Annotated in this window: 16 protein-coding genes; 10 read left to right on the forward strand and 6 right to left on the reverse strand. The window is 41.7% G+C overall.

Going from position 1 to position 20,370, the window contains the following annotated elements; genetic code table 11:
• Window position 1 precedes the first annotated feature (1 nt).
• The gene (locus BUE31_RS09505) at window positions 2-955 is read left to right on the forward strand and encodes an efflux RND transporter periplasmic adaptor subunit (protein WP_083619587.1); all 954 of its coding nucleotides are present in this window, start codon (window positions 2-4) and stop codon (window positions 953-955) included.
• Window positions 955-4,044: an efflux RND transporter permease subunit gene (locus BUE31_RS09510; protein WP_073402736.1), complete on the forward strand. Its 3,090-nt coding sequence runs from the start codon at window positions 955-957 to the stop codon at window positions 4,042-4,044. Before BUE31_RS09505 ends, BUE31_RS09510 begins: the two co-directional genes overlap by 1 nt.
• A gap of 72 nt (window positions 4,045-4,116) precedes the next feature.
• Here BUE31_RS09510 and BUE31_RS09515 read toward each other — a convergent pair whose 3' ends face one another.
• Window positions 4,117-4,716, reverse strand: coding sequence for a GIN domain-containing protein (locus BUE31_RS09515; RefSeq protein ID WP_073402738.1), 600 nt, complete (start codon window positions 4,714-4,716; stop codon window positions 4,117-4,119).
• Between the two features lie 250 nt (window positions 4,717-4,966).
• Between BUE31_RS09515 and BUE31_RS09520 the strand changes: the two genes are divergently transcribed.
• Both BUE31_RS09520 and BUE31_RS09525 read left to right on the forward strand, forming a co-directional pair.
• Entirely contained in the window at window positions 4,967-5,959 is a 993-nt protein-coding gene (locus BUE31_RS09520; protein ID WP_073402740.1) for a YncE family protein, read from the forward strand.
• Window positions 5,960-6,110: 151 nt separating this feature from the next.
• Window positions 6,111-7,133, forward strand: coding sequence for a fatty acid desaturase (locus BUE31_RS09525; protein ID WP_073402742.1), 1,023 nt, complete (start codon window positions 6,111-6,113; stop codon window positions 7,131-7,133).
• Window positions 7,134-7,203: 70 nt separating this feature from the next.
• Here the strand turns inward: BUE31_RS09525 and BUE31_RS09530 are convergent, their stop codons facing one another.
• The 4 genes from BUE31_RS09530 to BUE31_RS09545 all read right to left on the reverse strand — a co-directional run bounded on the left by BUE31_RS09530 (window position 7,204) and on the right by BUE31_RS09545 (window position 9,204).
• Entirely contained in the window at window positions 7,204-7,572 is a 369-nt protein-coding gene (locus BUE31_RS09530) for a hypothetical protein (protein ID WP_073402745.1), read from the reverse strand.
• A 280-nt stretch (window positions 7,573-7,852) separates the two neighbouring features.
• Window positions 7,853-8,215 (reverse strand): hypothetical protein, encoded by a 363-nt coding sequence (locus BUE31_RS09535; RefSeq protein WP_073402748.1) that lies wholly within the window; start codon window positions 8,213-8,215, stop codon window positions 7,853-7,855.
• Window positions 8,216-8,236: 21 nt separating this feature from the next.
• Window positions 8,237-8,596 (reverse strand): glycoside hydrolase, encoded by a 360-nt coding sequence (locus BUE31_RS09540; protein ID WP_073402750.1) that lies wholly within the window; start codon window positions 8,594-8,596, stop codon window positions 8,237-8,239.
• A gap of 242 nt (window positions 8,597-8,838) precedes the next feature.
• Window positions 8,839-9,204, reverse strand: a complete 366-nt coding sequence (locus BUE31_RS09545; protein WP_073402751.1) for a hypothetical protein — start codon at window positions 9,202-9,204, stop codon at window positions 8,839-8,841.
• Window positions 9,205-9,725: 521 nt separating this feature from the next.
• On the opposite strand from BUE31_RS09545, the gene BUE31_RS09550 reads away from it, so the two are divergent.
• The 6 genes from BUE31_RS09550 to BUE31_RS09575 all read left to right on the forward strand — a co-directional run bounded on the left by BUE31_RS09550 (window position 9,726) and on the right by BUE31_RS09575 (window position 19,696).
• Window positions 9,726-11,735: a glycoside hydrolase family 127 protein gene (locus tag BUE31_RS09550; protein WP_073402753.1), complete on the forward strand. Its 2,010-nt coding sequence runs from the start codon at window positions 9,726-9,728 to the stop codon at window positions 11,733-11,735.
• A gap of 81 nt (window positions 11,736-11,816) precedes the next feature.
• Entirely contained in the window at window positions 11,817-14,039 is a 2,223-nt protein-coding gene (locus tag BUE31_RS09555) for a putative Ig domain-containing protein (protein ID WP_073402755.1), read from the forward strand.
• 468 nt (window positions 14,040-14,507) lie between these two features.
• A complete protein-coding gene (locus BUE31_RS09560; RefSeq protein WP_073403141.1) occupies window positions 14,508-15,455 on the forward strand; it encodes a dihydrodipicolinate synthase family protein in 948 nt (315 codons plus the stop codon).
• A gap of 134 nt (window positions 15,456-15,589) precedes the next feature.
• A complete protein-coding gene (locus tag BUE31_RS09565; RefSeq protein ID WP_073402757.1) occupies window positions 15,590-17,164 on the forward strand; it encodes an aldehyde dehydrogenase (NADP(+)) in 1,575 nt (524 codons plus the stop codon).
• Window positions 17,165-17,257: 93 nt separating this feature from the next.
• Window positions 17,258-18,256, forward strand: a complete 999-nt coding sequence (locus tag BUE31_RS09570) for a 4-hydroxyproline epimerase (protein ID WP_073402759.1) — start codon at window positions 17,258-17,260, stop codon at window positions 18,254-18,256.
• A gap of 192 nt (window positions 18,257-18,448) precedes the next feature.
• Window positions 18,449-19,696 carry an NAD(P)/FAD-dependent oxidoreductase gene (locus BUE31_RS09575; protein ID WP_073402761.1) on the forward strand — a complete coding sequence of 416 codons (1,248 nt, stop codon included), beginning with the start codon at window positions 18,449-18,451 and terminating at the stop codon, window positions 19,694-19,696.
• Window positions 19,697-19,821: 125 nt separating this feature from the next.
• Here the strand turns inward: BUE31_RS09575 and BUE31_RS09580 are convergent, their stop codons facing one another.
• The gene (locus tag BUE31_RS09580; RefSeq protein ID WP_143167072.1) at window positions 19,822-20,343 is read right to left on the reverse strand and encodes an O-acetyl-ADP-ribose deacetylase; all 522 of its coding nucleotides are present in this window, start codon (window positions 20,341-20,343) and stop codon (window positions 19,822-19,824) included.
• Between the last annotated feature and the right edge of the window lie 27 nt (window positions 20,344-20,370).

Consider the following 20,370-nt stretch of genomic DNA (forward strand, 5'->3'; position numbering starts at 1 on the left):
CATGAAAGATCTGTATACATCCTATTCCCGTTTCAAAAATATCTTGTGTTTTGCAGCAATTGCTTTGGTATATGTATCATGCAAAAGCGGTGCAGCACCCGCAGCTGATGACGCGGCAGCGCCGACGGCTACAGAAACTCCGGTTAAAGTAACCACAATTGATGAGAGCGCTCTTGTAAATTATACCGAGCTTAATGCCACTTCATCATTTCTGCAAAAAAACTTTGTAAAGGCAAATGCAATAGGATATTTACAAACAGTTAATGCCAAAATTGGGCATTATGTAAATAAAGGCGAAGTACTTTTCACCATTAAAACCAAGGAAGCCCAAAGCATTGGCAACAGCATAAATGTGCTTGATACCACGTTCAAATTCTCGGGTGTAAATAAAATCAAAGCGTCGGAACATGGCTATATTACCCAGCTGAGTCACCAGGCCGGCGATTATGTACAGGATGGTGAACAATTAGCGATAATAAGTGACAGATCGAGCTTTGCATTTATAATGCAGCTGCCTTATGAAATGCGCGGCAATGTAAAAAGCAACCAGGACGTACAGCTTACCCTTCCTGACGGAACAAAACTAACCGGCCGCGTGGCTTCTTTTATGCCAACGGTCGACACCCTTTCGCAAACACAGGGGGTGATTTTAAAGGTAAATTCAACTGCGCCCATCCCTGAAAATCTGGTTGCCAGGGCACGTATAATTAAATCAGCCAAATCAAATACAATATCGCTGCCCAAATCTGCACTGTTATCAAACGAAACACAAACTGAATTTTGGGTAATGAAGTTGATAAATGCGACAACGGCGGTTAAAACACTAGTAACAAAAGGCATTGAAAGCGGTGACAGGGTTGAAATATTGTCGCCTAAATTTTCAAGCCAGGATAAGATAGTTATAAGCGGAAATTACGGTTTAGCAGATACTGCTAAAGTTAAAATTGTGCAATAATGGGTAAAACAGTAGATAAGGTAGAGAACTTTTTTATCTTTTACAGAAAACCGCTCATGATGGTATTATCGCTCATTTTAATGGGCGGAATATTTTCTTATACCAAACTCCAAACATCACTTTTTCCGGAGATAACTTTTCCCAAAATAAAGGTTATTGCTGATGCGGGCCTGCAGCCTGTTAACAAAATGATGATAACGGTAACCAAACCGTTAGAAAATGCCATAAAGCAGGTACCCGACTTACAAATGGTACGCAGCACTACCAGCCGCGGAAGTGCCGAGATCTCTGCTTATATGAATTGGAGCGCTGATATAGACCTGAGCAAACAACAGATAGAATCACAGATCAGCAAAATACAAAACAGCTTGCCGCCTGATGTAAACATATCTGTTGAGAAGATGAATCCCTCTATACTACCAGTTAGCGGGTACACGCTCGAAAGCCATGAACGCTCTCCTATCGAGTTAAAACAACTGGCAACTTTTACGGTAAAGCCATTCCTTTCGCAGGTAAGCGGTGTTTCTGAAATAAGGATCATTGGCGGTAAAACCAAGGAATACTGGCTGGTGCTTAACCAGGTTAAGATGACTTCGCTCTCCTTAACGCCTGATATGATCAGCAATGCTCTTAGCCAAACAAACTTCATAAAATCAGAGGGCTACCTGTCTGACTATAAAATGCTTTATCTTACCGTAACTGATGCTACTGTAAGCGCTAAGGATCAGCTGGAAAATATAGTAGTGAGCAATAACAGCAAAAGGGTTATCCAGTTAAAAGATATTGCTGCAATACAGATAAATGAAGGTATAGAGTACACCAAAATTAACGCCAACGGGCATGATGGCGTGTTGGTAGCAGTTATTAAACAACCCAATGCTAATTTAATAACCCTGTCTACAGACATTACAGCAAAAGTAGCTGCCCTGCAAAAAATATTGCCTAAAGACGTAACCATAAAGCCTTATTATGTACAGGCAGACTTTGTTAACGACTCGGTTAAAAGTGTTACCGATAGTGTTTGGATAGGTTTATTGCTGGCCATTATTGTAGCTATAATTTTCCTCCGCTCATTAAAGGCAAGTGCTACTATACTGATCACTATACCGGTAACACTGGGGCTTACCCTTATTGTACTTTATATAATCGGGTATTCATTCAACATCATGACACTGGGCGCAATAGCTGCAGCAATAGGTTTAATTATTGATGATGCCATTGTAGTTGTTGAGCAAATACACCGTACACACGAAGAACACCCCACCGAACCAACCAGCAGGCTTTTAAAAAAGGCTATTGATTATCTTTTCCCGGCCATGGTAGGGTCGTCTGTAAGTACAATTGTAATATTTGTACCCTTTTTACTGATGACAGGTGTTGCAGGGGCTTATTTTAAAGTAATGACCAATACCATGATCATTACACTTATCTGCTCGTTTATTGTAACATGGATAGGTTTACCGGTAATATACCTGTTTCTTACACGCAACCACCACAATAACTCAACAGATGTAAAGGAAGAAACACATGAGGTAAAAAGGCAAGGATGGGTTTCGTTTTTTATACTGCGCCCATTTATAAGCATTGTTATAATGCTGGCCTTAATTGCAATCATTGTTTTTATACCATCAAATCTAAAAACCGGCTTTTTGCCTGATATGGACGAAGGAAGCATAGTGCTGGATTACAGTTCGCCTCCAGGCACCTCACTTCAGGAAACAGACAGGATGCTGCGCGAAGTGGAAAAAACCATTAGCAAGCATCCGGATGTGGCAACATACTCGCGCAGAACCGGCACCCAAATGGGCTTCTTTATAACGGAACCAAATACCGGTGATTACCTGATCCAGCTAAAAAAGAATCGTGCAAAAACAACCGAAGAAGTAACCAGCGATATAAGGGCCGAAATAGAAAAAACGCAGCCCGCTTTAAGAGTTGATTTTGGACAGGTAATAACCGATATGCTTGGCGACCTGATGAGCTCGACCCAGCCAATTGAGATCAAAGTATTTGGTGACGACCAGCAAACGCTGCAACAACTTTCAAAACAAGTTGCTGCTGAAGTTACTGCTGTTAAAGGCACTGCTGATGTTTTTGACGGCATTGTAATTGCAGGCCCTTCAGTTAGTATTTTACCCAATTTTACAAAGCTTGCACAGTATGGCGTTACCCCTAACAACCTTCAATTTCAGGCCCAAACCGCTTTGGATGGCAATGTTGTTGGAAACCTGTATGAACCCCTACAGCTATCGCCGATCCGCATGGTTTACCCTGGTAACAGGTATTTAAATATAACAGCTATAAAAAACCTGAATATATTTTTAAATAACGGACGGCTGGTACCTATAAGCCAGTTGGCCACAGTTGATATAAAACCAGGTGACGCCGAAATAAATCGCCAGGATCTGCAATCAATGGGGGTAATTACCGCCCGTTTGGAAAATAGCGATCTGGGCACAGTTATACCGGCCATTCAGAAAAATATCTCTCAAAAAATAATTTTGCCAAGAGGCTACCACATTGAATATGGTGGCGCTTATGCCGAGCAACAACAATCGTTCAAAGAACTCCTGATCATACTTATTACATCAAGCTTACTGGTATTTGGCGTTATCCTCTTCCTGTTCAAACAGTTCAGAATAGCATTTTTGATCCTGGTAATGGCTGTTTTGGGCATTGCAGGCAGTTTTCTGGCTTTATATTTAACCAATACACCACTTAATGTAGGCAGCTACACCGGGTTGATAATGATTGTTGGGATAATTGGCGAGAATGCCATATTTACCTTTTTACAATTCAGGGAAAGCGCACGCGAAAAAACTGTGGATGAAGCGATTATCTATTCCATTTCAACCCGTCTGCGCCCCAAGCTGATGACAGCTTTAGGGGCCATTATAGCATTAACTCCACTTGCTTTGGGCATTGGAGCAGGCGCACAACTGCACCAGCCCTTGGCCATTGCGGTAATTGGCGGTTTTTTAGTAGCGCTGCCATTATTGCTTATTGTATTACCAAGCATGATGCGTATTTTTTACAAATCAGGGCATTTTCATGATAGTGTTCATTCAGAGCCAGGAACTGAAAGTTAGAATACTAACGTTTTTACAATAAAAAACCGGCCCTGCAAAATATGCGGGCCGGTGAGCGGTATAGGTATTTAATTATAGTGAAACAAAATCTGCTGAGCCATCCTTGGCATCAACATCCGTTTTCTTCATATTTTCAGTAACAAGGTTTACAGTATTTAAAACTGAGGTTCTGTTATATTTAATTTCGCCAAGGCTGATGTATCCTGAAAGTTTTGCTTTGGCGTTATCATTTAAGGTAATGTTTGCCTGGAACGCATCAACGTTTAACTGTACTGATGCAGTGTTGTATAAGTCTACATTAATGTCAATTAAAGAAAGCGTTCCGAATGATTTTACCTGTGCATTGTCATAAACAGCCAGGCTGCGTAAATCACTTGCGGTAACCCAAACTACCAGTTTTTCTGTTTTGTATGATGAGATGCATAGCGTACCATTTTGGTTCTGTACCAATGCGCTTTCTTTATAGTATTGGTTATAAACCTTTATTTGATCAGTTGCCCCGTCAGAAACGTAAAGCTCAACATTGCCGTGCACTTCAATTTTATTGATGGTGCTTACATCGGTTAAAACAGTGTATGCCTGACTGTCTTTAGCGGTTGCGGCATAGGTGGATTGATTTATGCCGAATACTGTTACCAGTAATAATGCGGTGATTAAAATTATAGTTTTCATTGTTATATTTTTTAATGATGATTATTTATTATTTTACTAACCCATGCCAATATTGATACCCTATTTATAAAAATCTCATTATCAAGTAAATAAGTTTTATTTTTATTTAAAAAGTGTTCGATAGCGTACGCTTCCTGCGCGAAGGCGTACGTTTTTCGTCCGCCGGAAAGTTTTTTCAACCGGGCATTTGCCCAAATTTCCTACAGAATTAATTTCCATATTTATAGATAAATCAAATTACCCTTTTAATATGAAAAAGACATTATTAACCGCCCTATGCGGCGTGTTTATTACCTTATCACTACATGCGCAAACCTATGTATTAGATAAATCCATCGCTTTGCCTGGTGATGCAGGATATGATTATCTTTCAATAGATAATGTGAACCATCGCCTGTATGTATCACATGGTACAACGGTAAACGTTATAGATCTGCAAACTGAGCAACCGATTGGTGTTATTGCGGATATGAAAGGGGTACATGGTATAGCTATTGCTAATAAAGCAAACCGTGGCTTCATTAGCGACGGCCGTGCAAATGCAGTGGTTGCGTTCGACCTAAAAACATTAAAAATCATAGCCACCATCCCGGTTGATGCAAAAGGACCTGATGCTATTATGTACGACCCATTTTCTGACCGTATATTCAGCTTTAATGGCGATAGCAATAACACATCAGTAGTTGACCCTAATACACTTAAACAAGTTGGTACCATTGCCCTTGGTGGTGGCCCCGAGTTTGCTGTAGCTGATGGAAAGGGTTTGATCTATAACAATCTTGAGGATAAAAACAGTCTGAACGTTATCAACAGTAAAACCTTAAAAGTTATAAGAAACTACCCTTTGGCGCCATGCGGAGGCCCTACAGGTTTAGCGCTTGATAATGTAAACCACCGCCTGTTTACCGCATGCCGCGAAAATAAAGGAATGAGCGTGCTTGACGCAAATAGCGGTAAGGTTATTACCACCCTGCCTATTGGCGCAGGAGTTGATGCAGTAGCTTACGACCCTGAAACAAAATTGATATTTTGCTCATGCGGCGACGGTACCACTACCATTATTAAACAACAAAGTGCAGATAGCTACAGCGTAGTGCAAACCCTTAAAACGCCGGTGCGTGCCAAAACGCTTGCTCTTGACACCCGTACCCACAAGATCTATTTAAGTGTTGCCGAATTTGAGCCCGGTACCCGTAAGGCATTACCCAATACTTTTAAGGTAATAGTATATAAACAACAATAAGCTTTTTATATTTATAATAATTTGTCTGAAATTTTCGTTTATCGTATAAAAATAAATTATTAATTTAATTTAGGAGAATAAAAACTTACAATAAAATTATATTTCTGCATCATATTATTATCTTTACCCCTGATACCCCCAAAACAAACTAATGATTAAAAGAACTGATTTCGTTTACTCACAGGAGTCTGAGCCGCATCGTATAAGAACTAAGAAAATCCTAAAACAATTTCCTCATTTAAGGCAACTGATAGGGAAAAATCCTATGACCATTTTTGCTATTATAGGCCTGGTTGCTTTCCAGGTTGTTTTGGCCTGGTTTGTTCGCGATCAGTCATGGTGGATAATTTTTGGTGCTGCTTACCTTTTGGGAGCATTTGCTGATCATGCTCTTTTTGTGATGATCCATGAGTGTACGCATAAGCTGTTGTTTAAAAATAGCAATGCAAACCGCTGGGCATCTATGTTCTCAAACCTCCCTCAGATATTGCCAAGTGCGATTTCGTTCGAAAAATATCATATCAAACACCACTCTTTCCAGGGTGTGCATGAGCTTGACGCTGATCTTCCAAACAGATGGGAAGCAAAACTTATCAGCAATTCATTTTTTGGTAAAGCTTTATGGCTGTTGTTTTTCCCTATATTCCAGATCTTCCGTTTATCGAGACTGAAAGAAATTCACCCTGTTGATGGCTGGATTATTACCAACTTTGTTTTACAGGCAGCATTTACCACAGCAATATGGTACTTTATGGGATGGCCCGCAGTAGCATTCTTATTGCTGAGCTTCTCGTTTTCAGTTGGCCTGCACCCGCTTGGTGCCCGCTGGATCCAGGAGCACTACCTTACCCACAGTGTTGAACAGGAAACCTATAGCTATTATGGTCCGTTAAATACAGTTGCTTTTAACGTAGGCTTCCATAACGAGCATCATGATTTTCCTTCTATCCCATGGAACAAGCTTCCGCAAATAAGGAAAACAGCACCTGAGTATTACGATACGCTATACTATCATACCTCATGGACCAAATTGTTCTTACAGTTTTTGTTTGACAGGGAGATTTCATTGTTTAACAGGATCCTGAGGAAAGAGCGTGGACGCGTAGCACTTACCGATGTTTCAAAACCTGATGCTGAAATGAGCATTAAAATAGTGGAACCAGCAGTAGTTTAAAAAAATAACAGACTTACGAAGTTTAAAAAACTTCGTAAGTCTTACTATTCTCTATGATAATGTAGAGCTATTACTTAACCCTTTTAAGCGTTGTATGAAGCTTTGCACCTTTATAATCTATATTCATACTTATAGAGTCGGCCTCGGGGTAAAACTTACCTGTATGAGGGATAACATCACCTTCGCTGGTGGTAACCTTAAAAGTGATGTCATTACCGTCTATCTTACCATCATCAATATTAACCGTATTCCCGTTTGATTCCCCCGTACCGGTAAGCTTATTACCATCAATCTTAAACACGTAGGTGAGTACAACTTCTTCGCCTTCCGGAGATTTTACCGGTCCGCTCCATTTGCCATTCAGATCAGCTACTGCAGCAGCCAGGCAGATCATAAAGCAGCATACCAATGCCGCAGTTGTAAATAGTTTCTTGGTCATAATTTTAAGTTTTGTACATATATGATGCTGCAAGTCAGTATTATGTTGCAGAATTTTAAGAAAGAGAAGCAAGAAGTCAAGAATCAGGAATTAAGACAGGAAGAGAATATAAGAGAGGCAAGAAGTCAAGAATCAGGAATCAAGAGAAAAAGAGAATGCTATTGATATATTTTATGCGTATTCCTTTCTTGATTCTTGACTTCTTGTCTCTCTTCTCTCCGGACGCAAAAAAACCCTGCCATACGGCAAGGTCTCTGTATAAAATTTTAATAAGGATAAATTATTTGTCGCGTTTAAGCGTAGCATGCATCAGCATGCCATTATAATCTATATTCAAGCCGCATGAATCTGCTTCGGCATAAAGCTTGCCTGTATTTTTAACAGCAACGCCGCCTACATCAATAGTAAAAGAAAAATCGGTACCGTTTATTTTTCCATCGGTAATTGGTGTTGAGCCTTGCGGAGATTCACCGGTACCAGTAAGCTTATCGCCGTCAACCTTAAAATCATACTTTAAAGGGTAATCATTGCCATCAGGTGCATGCAGTGATCCGCTCCATTTGCCGTTCAGGTCGGCCACTACAGCGAAACAAACCATAAAGCAGCAAACTAGTGCTATGGTAGTAAAAATCTTTGTTTTCATGTGTTAGGGTTTAAAGGGTTGCTATTTATTATCTTTCTTAACAATAAAGTGAACTTTTTGTCCGCCAAAATCTAAATCCATTGCCAATGAATCTGTATAGATCTTGCCAGTGTGCGGGTAATCAGCGCCCGATACAGTAACCTTAAATGAAAACTTATCGCCATCAATTTTTCCGTCATCAATTGGTACTGATCCCTGCGGTGAATCTGCAGTTCCGGTTAGTTTTTCACCGTCAACCTTAAAGTTGTATGTTACCGGGATATCCTGCCCATCAGGAGTAACAATGGTACCCGTCCATTTGCCGGTAATGTCTGCAACTATAGCGAAGCAAACCATAAAGCAGCATATCAATGCTGTAGTTGTAAAAAATTTCTTTTTCATAATTCAGTTTTAGTTTTTTGTAAGATGCTCAAGTAGTTATAAATGTTACATTAAAGATATAATTAATACCCGGGAATTTCCGGTGACTATTATCTCCTTAAAAATAAATTTTTTAATAATAGAGTGTATGGGTGAACGAAAATATTTTATAGGGAACAGCTATTATTAATGGATAGCGGATAGAAACTCACCCTTCCCGGCACAGGAAAGAAAATCTGACACCAAACTCCCTGTTTAGTGGGTCAGGGGGCTGTAGCTTTTACCAGCGTAGCGTGCGACTTTACATCGCCCAAACTAATATCCACACCTACCGAATCACCATAAAACTTGCCGCTGTGGTCAATTTCCATATTGTTTACCACCACATTAAAAGTAAAATTGTTGCCGGTTACTTTGCCATCATTTATGGGCATGTCACCTTTGGGAGTTCTTGCAGTTCCGGTTAATTGGTTGCCGTCGATCTTAAAATTATACATCAGTGGGTACTCATTGCCCTGATCGGTTTTTAAAAGACCGGTCCACCGGCCGTTTAAGCTTTCAATGGTCGCAAATCCTGTAAAAAAGCAACACATTAACAACGCAGTAAAAATGATTTTTGGGGTTTTCATGATCAAAATTTTGTTTGGTATGTTATTGTTTTTTAATTACACTCAAGCATGTTGGTTTTCACTAACAAAAGTATGATCGGCATTAAATGCTATGATGAACAATATGTTAAGTTTATTTACATAAAGATTATAAGACTACTGATTTATTAACATTGGAGAGCTTATTAACACATTATTTGTCTGAACCATGATTTTTCACTGTTGTTTGTTTTTAAAGGTGTTCAAGAGTGCTACGCAGTTTACCTGATTTAAGGATCAAAGGATTACTTTCAGGCTAAGAATCTGCGTTATTTATTATGCTGATCCATAAATTCTACAATCATCGCTCAAACAATCTTCCTCTATCCTACCTCAACAACTTGATTAAAATTATAAAACAGGTTAAAATATGGTTATAATCAGGTAAAAATCCTCTATTATAAACTTTTAAAGTACTTACTTTTGAATAGTGATTGATTAACCCGCTTAGTCAACTAATCAACCACTCACTTAAACAACTCAATCAACTAACTTAAAAGGTTATGATTAAAAAACTAAGCTTACTTGCCATCACCTGCTGCTGGCTCACTGTTAATGCACAAAAACAGGATTATCCTATCCAGCCGGTGCCATTTACCAGTGTGAAGCTTACAGACCATTTCTGGACATCGCGGATTGAAACTAATCGTACAGTTACCATCCCGGCATCATTTACCCGTTGCGACAGTACTGGCAGGATCAAAAACTTTGTGATGGCTGCCGAGCATAAGGGCAAGTTTTGCACCACCTATCCTTTTGACGATACCGATATTTATAAAACTATTGAAGGCGCTTCATATTCGTTAGCCGTTCATCCCGATCCGAAATTAGCCGCCTATATCGATTCGCTGATAACCATTGTGGGCAAAGCCCAGGAACCGGATGGCTATTTATATACCGCCCGCAGCATTGACCCGGTACATCCGCAATCATGGGCAGGGCCTGAGCGCTGGGTAAATGAGTCGAAGATGAGTCATGAGCTATACAATTGCGGCCATATGTACGAAGCTGCCGCCGCTCATTTTATGGCAACCGGCAAACGCAACTTTCTTAACATCGCCCTAAAAAATGCCGACTTGCTGGTACGCACTTTCGGACCGGATAAAAAACACGTTGCCCCAGGCCATGAAATTGTAGAGATGGGATTAGTAAGGCTTTACAGGATTACCGGAAAAACGGATTATTTGAACCTTGCTAAGTTCTTTATTGATCAGCGCGGAATAAAAAAATATAACGATAAGAGTAAAAACGTTTACGAAAACGGCACCTATTTTCAGGATAATGAGCCGGTTACTGCACAGGATGAAGCCGAGGGCCATGCCGTACGCGCCATGTATCTTTATTCGGGAATGACAGACGTTGCAGCCTTAACCGGCGATACCACTTACATAAAAGCTATTGACAAGATCTGGAACAACATGGTCACCAAAAAAATGTACGTTCAGGGTAGCATAGGCGCTGTTGGCGATGGTGAACGTTTTGGCGATAACTATGAGCTGCCAAATACTACTGCCTATAACGAAACCTGTGCAGCCATCGGCAGCGTTTTCTGGAACCAAAGAATGTTCCTGTTACACGGCGATTCCAAATATATTGATGTAATGGAAAAGACGCTTTATAATGGGTTGATCTCAGGAGTGGGGCTTGATGGAAAATCATTTTTTTACACCAATGCCATGCAGGTAAGCGACAGCTTTAATCACCCCGACCTGGAGCGCGGACGCTCCGGCTGGTTTGTATGCTCCTGCTGCCCCACCAATGTAGTAAGGCTTATCCCTTCCATCCCGGGCTACATTTATGCACAAAACGGTAACGATGTTTATGTAAACCTGTTTATAAGCGGTACCGGGAATTTGAAGGTGAATAATAAAGATTTAAAAATAACCCAGCAAAATAATTACCCGTGGGATGGTGGTTTAACTTTTATCATTGACCCGTCATCAGTAATGGACATGAACCTGAAGATCCGTATCCCGGGTTGGGCGCAAAACCAGGCTATCCCGTCAACGCTTTATTCGTACGAGCAATCATCGGCACAAAAAATAGAAATAAAGATTAATGGCAATGCGGTTGATTATCAAATAAAAAACGGCTACGCTGTTCTCAGCAAAAAATGGAAAAAAAATGATAAGGTTGAATTAACCCTGCCAATGGATGTGCAGCGCGTTGTTGCCAATACCAGCCTGGTTGATGATAACGGCAAGGTGGCCCTGCAGCGCGGCCCAATTATGTACTGTGCTGAGTGGAAAGATAATAATGGCAAGGCAAGCAATATCCTCGTTCCAAAAAACACAGTTTTTACAACAACTTATGAGCCGGATCTGTTAAATGGTATAACTGTTTTAAAAGCGGATATAAAAAGCGTTAATGTTAATGAAACAGCACAAACCATCACTACCGAAAATAAAACCATGACTGCAATTCCTTATTACTCATGGGCTAATCGGGGTAAAGGCGAAATGACAGTGTGGTTTCCTGAACAAGTAAAATATATTGAATTGATAACAAAATAATTTATAAACCGTAGTTTTGACAGTATTAAACCCAAATACCACCGTTTCTACGGTTAAACCAATTATCAAATCAATATTAAAATGATGAGAAAACTATTTTTATTGACCTGCATGGCTGCAGCCCTTACACTTAGGGTTGCCGCACAGGAAATTTCAATCGCTAAAGGATGGAAATTTGCAATCGGTGATTCAACCCAATGGGCATCGCCAACTTATAACGATCAAAACTGGAAACCCATTAGCCTGGCGCACAGCTGGGAGAGCCAGGGCTATAAGGGTGAGGATGGTTTTGGCTGGTACAGGCTGCATGTGGTTATCCCATCGTCAATAAAAGAAAAAGCATATTTAAAAGACAGCGTGTGCATTTATCTGGATGCGGTTGACGATAATGATGAGGTTTACCTTAATGGAAAGCTGGTAGCCAAATATGGTGGTAAAGGCAGCGATATAAAAACCGGTAATTACGGACCACGCAGCTACACCATTGCAGCCAATAATCCCGCTATTTTGTGGGACAAAGAAAATGTGCTGGCTATCCGCATATTTGATACAGGTGGTGATGGCGGCATATATGGTAATAAATTTACCATAGGCATGGCTGACCTGATGGACCCGGTAAGTATTAATAATGACGCTGAGTTTAGCTATGGCGATAACAACAGCTTAAACAAAGCCATTAAACTAACCACAACAAGCAATTATGTCTATAAAGGGAAATTAGCTTTTAAAGTAACTGACCCGGAGAACAACAGCGTTATTTATGATAAAACAAATGATGTTCAATTTACAGCTGGCAAGCCATTCACTTATACCTTCAACATAGCCCGGCTCGAGAAAAGATCATATCGCGTTAGCTATACTTTTACCGAGGAGAAATCGGGTAAATCAATAACCAAAACCGATGGCACACCTTATGTGCTTACCCCCTATCCAAGCTCAAAACCACAAATAAACGGGCCTGATGTTTATGGCGCCCGTCCTGGCAATCCGTTTTTATACCTGATCCCTGCCGGTGGTAAAAGGCCATTGATTTATGCAGCAGAAGGCTTGCCTGATGGCTTAAAGCTTGATGTTAATACAGGGATAATAACAGGCGTGGTTAATCAAAAAGGAGATTACCCGGTAACCCTTACCGTAAAGAATAACCTGGGCGCCAATACAAAGAAATTCATCATTAAAATTGGCGACGTAATAGGCCTTACTCCTGCCCTTGGCTGGAACAGCTGGAACGCGTTCGGCCTTAGTGTTAACGACGAAAAAGTCCGTGTTGCGGCAAAGACCATGATTGAAAAGCTGAGCGCTCATGGCTGGAACTTTGTTAATATTGATGATGGATGGGAAGCGGAACAACGTGCTGCAAGCGGCGAGATTGTAACTAACCAGAAGTTCCCGGACATGAAAGCCACAACCGATTTTGTGCATAGCCTGGGTTTGAAAATGGGCATTTATTCATCGCCTGGTCCGCGTACCTGCGGTGGTTATTTAGGCAGCTGGCAACATGAAGATCAGGATGCCAAAACATATGGCGACTGGGGTATTGACTACCTGAAATACGACTGGTGTTCATACAGTGAGGTAACGGCTAAAATCCCTAACCTTGATGACATGAAAAAGCCTTACCAGGTAATGCGGGCTTCATTAGATAAAATTCATCGTGATATTATGTTCAGCTTTTGCCAGTATGGTATGGGTGATGTTTGGAAATGGGGAGCAGAAGTGGGTGGTAACAGCTGGCGCTCCACAGGCGATATTACCGATACCTGGAAAAGCATGAGTGATATTGGCTTTAACCAAATTGCAGATGGTCCTTATGCACAGCCCGGCCATTTTAATGATCCGGATATGCTAGTGGTTGGTAAAGTTGGTTGGGGCGATAATCAGCATAATACTCATTTAACACCTGATGAACAATACACACACATCAGCTTATGGAGCTTGTTATCATCGCCTTTATTAATAGGTTGCGATATGGGCAAGCTGGACAGGTTTACATTAGGCCTGCTAACCAATGACGAAGTGCTGGCAATTGACCAGGATGCTTTGGGTAAATCGGCAAAACAAGCTATAAAAACCGACAATTACCAGGTTTGGATAAAAGATTTGGCCGATGGCGGCAAAGCAGTAGGCTTGTTCAATATATCAGACCAATATCAAACCATCACCCTTAACCGTGATGAAAATGATTTAAAGGGGCTGACTAAGATCCGTGATGTGTGGCAGCAAAAATATTTAATAACAAGTGGCAATACTTATACAGCCAAAGTAGCACCGCATGGCGTGATGCTGGTGAAGCTGAGTAAGTAAGGGCTGTACGATTCTCTCCTTGGGGAGGGCAGAATGCCATTAAGTTAAGAGAACGTTGGTTATAACTAACCACATAACAACATCCAGTAGCCCCACCTAAATCCTCCCCGGTAGGGAGGACTTAAAAAAAGCGCGAAGCTGAAGTCTCCCCTACCGGGGGAGATTTAGAGGGGGCTACTAAGTTTTGGGGGAGAATCACGTTTGTGTTATCCCTTAACTTAACGTGAGCTCGATATAAAGATTGGTGGCATAGTGGCTGATTATCAGCAACTTACAAACATTAAGCTATTGGAACAAAGTGAAAGACACTGATAATCAGCATATTTCACTTTGTTCCAGGTGTTCCGCTTGTAAAAATGGAACACTTTGCCGGGTGTGGATACACAAACTTATGTCGAACTCACCTTAATAACATTAAGCCCCCTCCGGGGAGGGGAACTGAAAAGCAATAGATTAAAAAATAATAATATGAGCGTAATTTGGAAAGGGGTATTCCCGGCGGTAACTACAAAATTCAATGATAATGATGAAATGGATTTTGAAGCATTCGATAAAAATATCGAGGCACAACTGGAGGCAGGTGCTAAAGGGATCATCATTGGTGGTTCATTAGGCGAGGCCAGCGTATTAACAGATGCTGAAAAGATAGCGCTGTTAAAACAAACGGTTAAAACAGTTAATAAACGTGCTTATGTAATATTAAACATTGCAGAGCAAACCACCAAAGCAGCACTGTTATGTGCCGAAAATGCCTTAAAATACGGCGCTGATGGTTTAATGATGTTACCGCCATTGCGCTATCTTGCTGATAAGCATGAAACACTTGAATACTTTGCTACAGTTGCAAAAAGCACGCCGCTGCCAATCATGATCTACAATAACCCTTATGATTATAAGATAGAGGTTACTTTGGATATGTTTGAGGAGCTTTCAAAATACGAAAACATCCAGGCGGTAAAAGAATCAACCCGCGATGTAAGCAATGTAACAAGAATGATAAACCGTTTTGGCGATAGGTTTAAACTATTGTGCGGTGTTGATACGTTAGCATTGGAAAGTATTTTTATGGGATGCGATGGATGGGTTGCCGGTTTGGTTGATGCTTTCCCAAGGGAAACTGTTGCTATCTTTAACTTAGCAAAGCAAGGCCGTAACGAAGAAGCGTTAAAAATTTACAGATGGTTTTTACCTGTACTTGAACTGGATATTCATCCTAAGCTGGTACAATATATTAAACTGGCAGAAAAACAAACAGGCTTAGGTACCGAAAATGTAAGAGCGCCACGGTTAGCACTTGTTGGTGAAGAGCGTGCAAGAATTTTATCAATAATTGATAAAGCCATTGCCAACCGTCCTGAATTACCTGCTGGCAGCTGGGGTATTGAGGCTGAAGTAGCGGTTACAGGGGTTAATTAAAAACCCTCCACTTTGTCATTGCGAGGAACGAAGCAATCGCGAACGATGCAAGACCGCCCGCTCAAGAGCCCTCGCAAAAGACTTACGAAGTTTTAAAAACTTCGTAAGTCTGGTTCCTTTATAATAAATATACTATGGAAACAAGAAACTTAATAGGGTACAACTACCAGCCCGAACAAGGCAATAAATTTAAAGCTGTCGATCCTGCTTTAGGGATAGATCTGCCCGGGGAATTTTATGCAGCTAATATTGCAGAAGCTGATGCAGCTATGAAATTAGCCGACAAAGCTTTTGCTGTATTTCGCAGTATTGGCAATACTAAGAAGGCTGCTTTTTTACGCAGCATAGCTGATGAAGTTATTGCTATTGGCGCACCGCTGATAGAACGCGCTATGGCCGAAAGCGGTTTGCCTGAGGCCCGTCTGCAAGGCGAACGCGGACGTACCACCAACCAACTTAAAATGTTTGCCGATCTGCTGGAAGAAGGCTCATGGGTTGAGGCTATTATTGATACCGCTATCCCTGACCGCCAGCCTTTGCCACGTATTGATATTCGCAAAATGATGGTGCCGCTTGGCCCATGTGTGGTATTTGGCGCAAGTAATTTCCCCATGGCGTTTTCGGTTGCCGGTGGCGATACTGCTGCCGCACTGGCTGCAGGTTGTCCGGTTGTAGTAAAGGCTCACCCCGCTCATCCCGGTACAAGTGCGCTGGTTGGCGAAGCAATTAAAAAAGCTGCTGAAAAAACCGGCATGCCCGAAGGCGTATTCTCCATTTTGTATGACGATGGCTATGCAATTGGCGAAGCATTGGTAAAGCATCCAAAAACTAAAATTGTAACCTTTACCGGCTCATTTAAAGGCGGTATGGCATTGGTAAAAATGGCACGTGAACGCGATGAGCCTATCCCGGTATTTGCCGAAATGGGCAGCACTAACCCCATTATATTATTACCAAAAGCTTTGGAGAACCGGGCCGAAGAACTGGCAAAACTATCTGCCTCAATAACCGGAAACGCAGGTCAGTTTTGTACGCAGCCTGGCTTACTGTTGGCTGTTAAGTCTGATAGTTTGGAGAAATTCAAAAAAGCGCTTGGCATCGCGATAGCTGATGTAAATTCGGCTACCATGCTAACACCCGGCATTTGTGCTAACTTTAATAAATTATCAGGCGGAATGCTGGCTGACAAAGCTGTTTCGGTAATAGCAAAATCAGATAAAGTAAATACAGCGCAAATAAACCAGGGGGTGGCCGTTGTTACTGAAATAACAGCAGCAGCGTTTTTGGCTGATGAAAAGTTTAAGGAAGAAGTTTTCGGGCCATATTCCATGCTGGTTGTTGCTGATGATATAGCACAACTGGAACAGGTAATAGCTTCACTGCATGGCCAATTAACCGTAACTGTAATGGCCGAAAATGAGGAATTGCCAAACTATACAAGCATAACTGATAAGCTGGCTAATTTAGCCGGAAGGGTGATCCTGAATGGACCACCAACAGGTGTTGAAGTAGGTAATGCCATCCATCATGGCGGACCGTTCCCGTCAACATCCGATAGCCGTTTTACATCGGTAGGCACATCATCCATCAAACGTTTCGTTAGGCCGGTATGCTGGCAAAATTGGAGTGATGATTTGCTGCCCGATGAACTAAAAACAGACAATCCGCTAAAGATCTGGCGGTTGTTTAATAATGAATGGACTAAATAGTCATTGGTCAGTGGTCATTAGTCAGTGGTGAAAAATCTTAACCATGCTAATACCAATGACTAATGACATAATGACTAATGACTAAATGACTAAATGACTAAAACATTTTTCTGTATAGATGCGCACACCTGTGGTAACCCGGTAAGGCTGGTAGCTGGTGGCGGGCCAAACCTGCAGGGCAATAACATGAGCGAAAAGCGCCAGCATTTTTTAAAAGAATATGACTGGATCCGCAAGGGGCTGATGTTTGAGCCAAGGGGACATGATATGATGTCGGGCAGTATTCTTTACCCTCCTCATGACCCGGCAAACGATGTGGCTGTACTGTTTATTGAAACCAGCGGCTGCCTGCCCATGTGCGGGCATGGTACTATCGGTACCATTACTATTGCCATTGAGGAAGGTTTGATCATTCCAAAAACGCCGGGGATAGTACGCATGGAAGCGCCTGCCGGTTTGGTTTTAATTGAATACAAGCAGGAAGGCAGCAAAGTAAAATCGGTAAAACTGACCAATGTAGCTTCTTACCTGGCTGCTGAAAACCTGCAAGTTGAATGCCCCGATCTGGGGATGCTAACCATTGATGTAAGCTATGGTGGTAACTACTACGCCATTGTTGATCCGCAGCCAAACTTTAAAGGCCTGGAAGATTATACTGCCGATCAGCTGATCTCGTGGAGCAGGGTTTTAAGGCAAAGGATCAATGAAAAATACACCTTTATTCATCCGCAAAATCCAACTATAAACGGTTGTTCGCACATTCTTTGGGCTGGCAAAACTATCTCGCCTGAAGCCACCGCACGCAACGCTGTTTTTTATGGTGATAAGGCAATTGACCGCTCACCTTGCGGAACTGGTACTTCTGCACGCATGGCGCAATGGCATGCAAAGGGAAAGTTAAAAAAAGGTGATAAATTTATTCATGAAAGCATCATCGGCAGCCAGTTTATCGGCACCGTTGAAGATGAAGTGATGATAGGAGATAAACCTGCAATAATCCCCGGCATTGAAGGCTGGGCAAGGGTTTATGGGTATAATACTATCAAAATAGATGATGAGGACCCATATGCGTTTGGGTTCCAGGTGATATAGAAGAAATAATTAACCGCGCGTCATTGCGAGGAACGAAGCAAACTTTGCACACGCAAATCATAGCGAATTAAGCAATGTGACGACCAAATAGCCACATGCTTTATGGTTCAAAAGAAGCATCAAGGTTCCTGATTGTCCTAAGCTGAGATTGCTTCGTTCCTCGCAAGGACGTGTGGAATTGATAATAATAATATGAGCAAAGCAATAATAATTGGAGGCGGTGTTATAGGTTTATTTTCAGCTTACTACCTGCATAAATCAGGTTGGGAAGTTGATATTTTAGAACAGGGTGACCTGTCTGATAATTGCTCATTCGGCAATGCGGGGATGATTACACCAAGTCATTTTGTGCCGCTGGCATCGCCGGGTATAGTTGAGCAGGGTATAAGGTGGATGTTTAACAGCAAAAGCCCTTTTTATGTAAAGCCATCCTTAAACAGGGAATTGATAGGCTGGGGTATAAAGTTTGTAAAAAGCGCCACCAAAAAGCATGTGGAACGCTCTGCAGGAGGCTTACGGGACATATCATTATTAAGCAGGAATTTATACCATGAGTTTGAAAAGGATTCGGGCATTGATTTTGGGTTGGAAGATAAGGGCATCCTGATGCTGTTTAAATCGCCAAAGGTTGAGGAGGAAGAAATTCACATGGTTGAAAAAGCTACTAATCTTGGTTTGGACGCGCAGTATTTAACGCCCGAAGAAACCCGCAAATTACAACCGGATCTTGAGTTGGATATACTTGGCGCGGTCCATTATCATTGCGATTCGCACATGTCGCCGAATAAGCTGATGCAGGGCTTGGTAAAATACTTGGAAACCGAAGGTGTGCGCATCCACCGCAATACCGAAGTTCTTAGCATTAGCCAGGACGGCGGTAAGATCACATCAGTAAATACTAAAGACACAGCATACACCGGTGATAGTTATTTGATTGCAGGTGGCTCATGGTCGCCCGGGATAGCAAAGCTGGCGGGGTTAAATATTCCGATGATGCCGGGCAAAGGCTATTCTTTTATGGTGAATGACCCGGTTAAAAAAATCACCATCCCATCTATCCTCTGCGAAGCCAGGGTAGCTATAACGCCTATGAATGGCGGCATCCGTTTTGGGGGAACTATGGAGATCGGCAAGATCAATAAACAGGTAAATATGAACCGGGTAAAGGGTATTGTAGAATCTGTCCCCAAATACTTCCCTGATTTTAAATTAACGGTGCCTGATCAAAAAGATGTTTGGTTTGGTTTCAGGCCATGCTCTCCGGATGGATTACCGTATATCGGCATGTCTGCCAAATACAAAAACCTGGCCATTGCCACCGGGCATGCCATGATAGGTTTGAGCCTGGCTCCGGCTACCGGCAAACTGATTGCCGATGCTTTTAATGGAGAAAAACCAGTTATTAATGCGGGGTTGTTTGATGCGAACCGGTATCAGTAAACCCTTATTGTCATTGCGAGGTACGAAGCAATCGCGAACTATACAGAGCGGTTAGAATGGTTTAAACTTTTATGGCGGACCTGCATACTTGCGATTGCTTCGTACCTCGCAATGACAATTAGCGGTTAAATGAGTGTTTCATACAACCCATAATTCTCCTCGTCAAAACAAACAAATATTACCTTTTCTATCTGATTTGTTTCAGATAGAAAATCTTTAACCGTATCAACAGCAATCCGGGCTGCTTCCTTTTTTGGGAACCTGTAAACCCCGGTACTGATATTAGGAAATGCAATAGTTTTGCAATTATTATTAACAGCTAACCACAAGGAATTTTTATAACAATTGGCAAGCTTTTCCTCCTCCTGGTATTTTCCGTCGTTCCAAACCGGACCAACAGTATGGATCACATATTTTGCAGGCAACCGTCCGGCAGTAGTTATTACGGCTTCGCCAGTTTTGCAGCCACCTTGCCTGGCAACTATTTTGCGGCATTCTTCTAAAATGTCAGGTCCGCCCGCACGGTGTATGGCGCCATCAACACCACCGCCGCCTAAAAGAGAAGTATTGGCAGCGTTTACTATGGCATCGGCTTTTATTTTGGTAATGTCGGCTTTAAGGAGTTCAATTTTATTTTCAATACTCATAATTATAGGCTTTGAACAAATGGCGGC

Origin of the sequence: Mucilaginibacter sp. OK098, from assembly GCF_900142915.1 — a bacterium.
In the GTDB taxonomy this organism is placed as follows: domain Bacteria; phylum Bacteroidota; class Bacteroidia; order Sphingobacteriales; family Sphingobacteriaceae; genus Mucilaginibacter.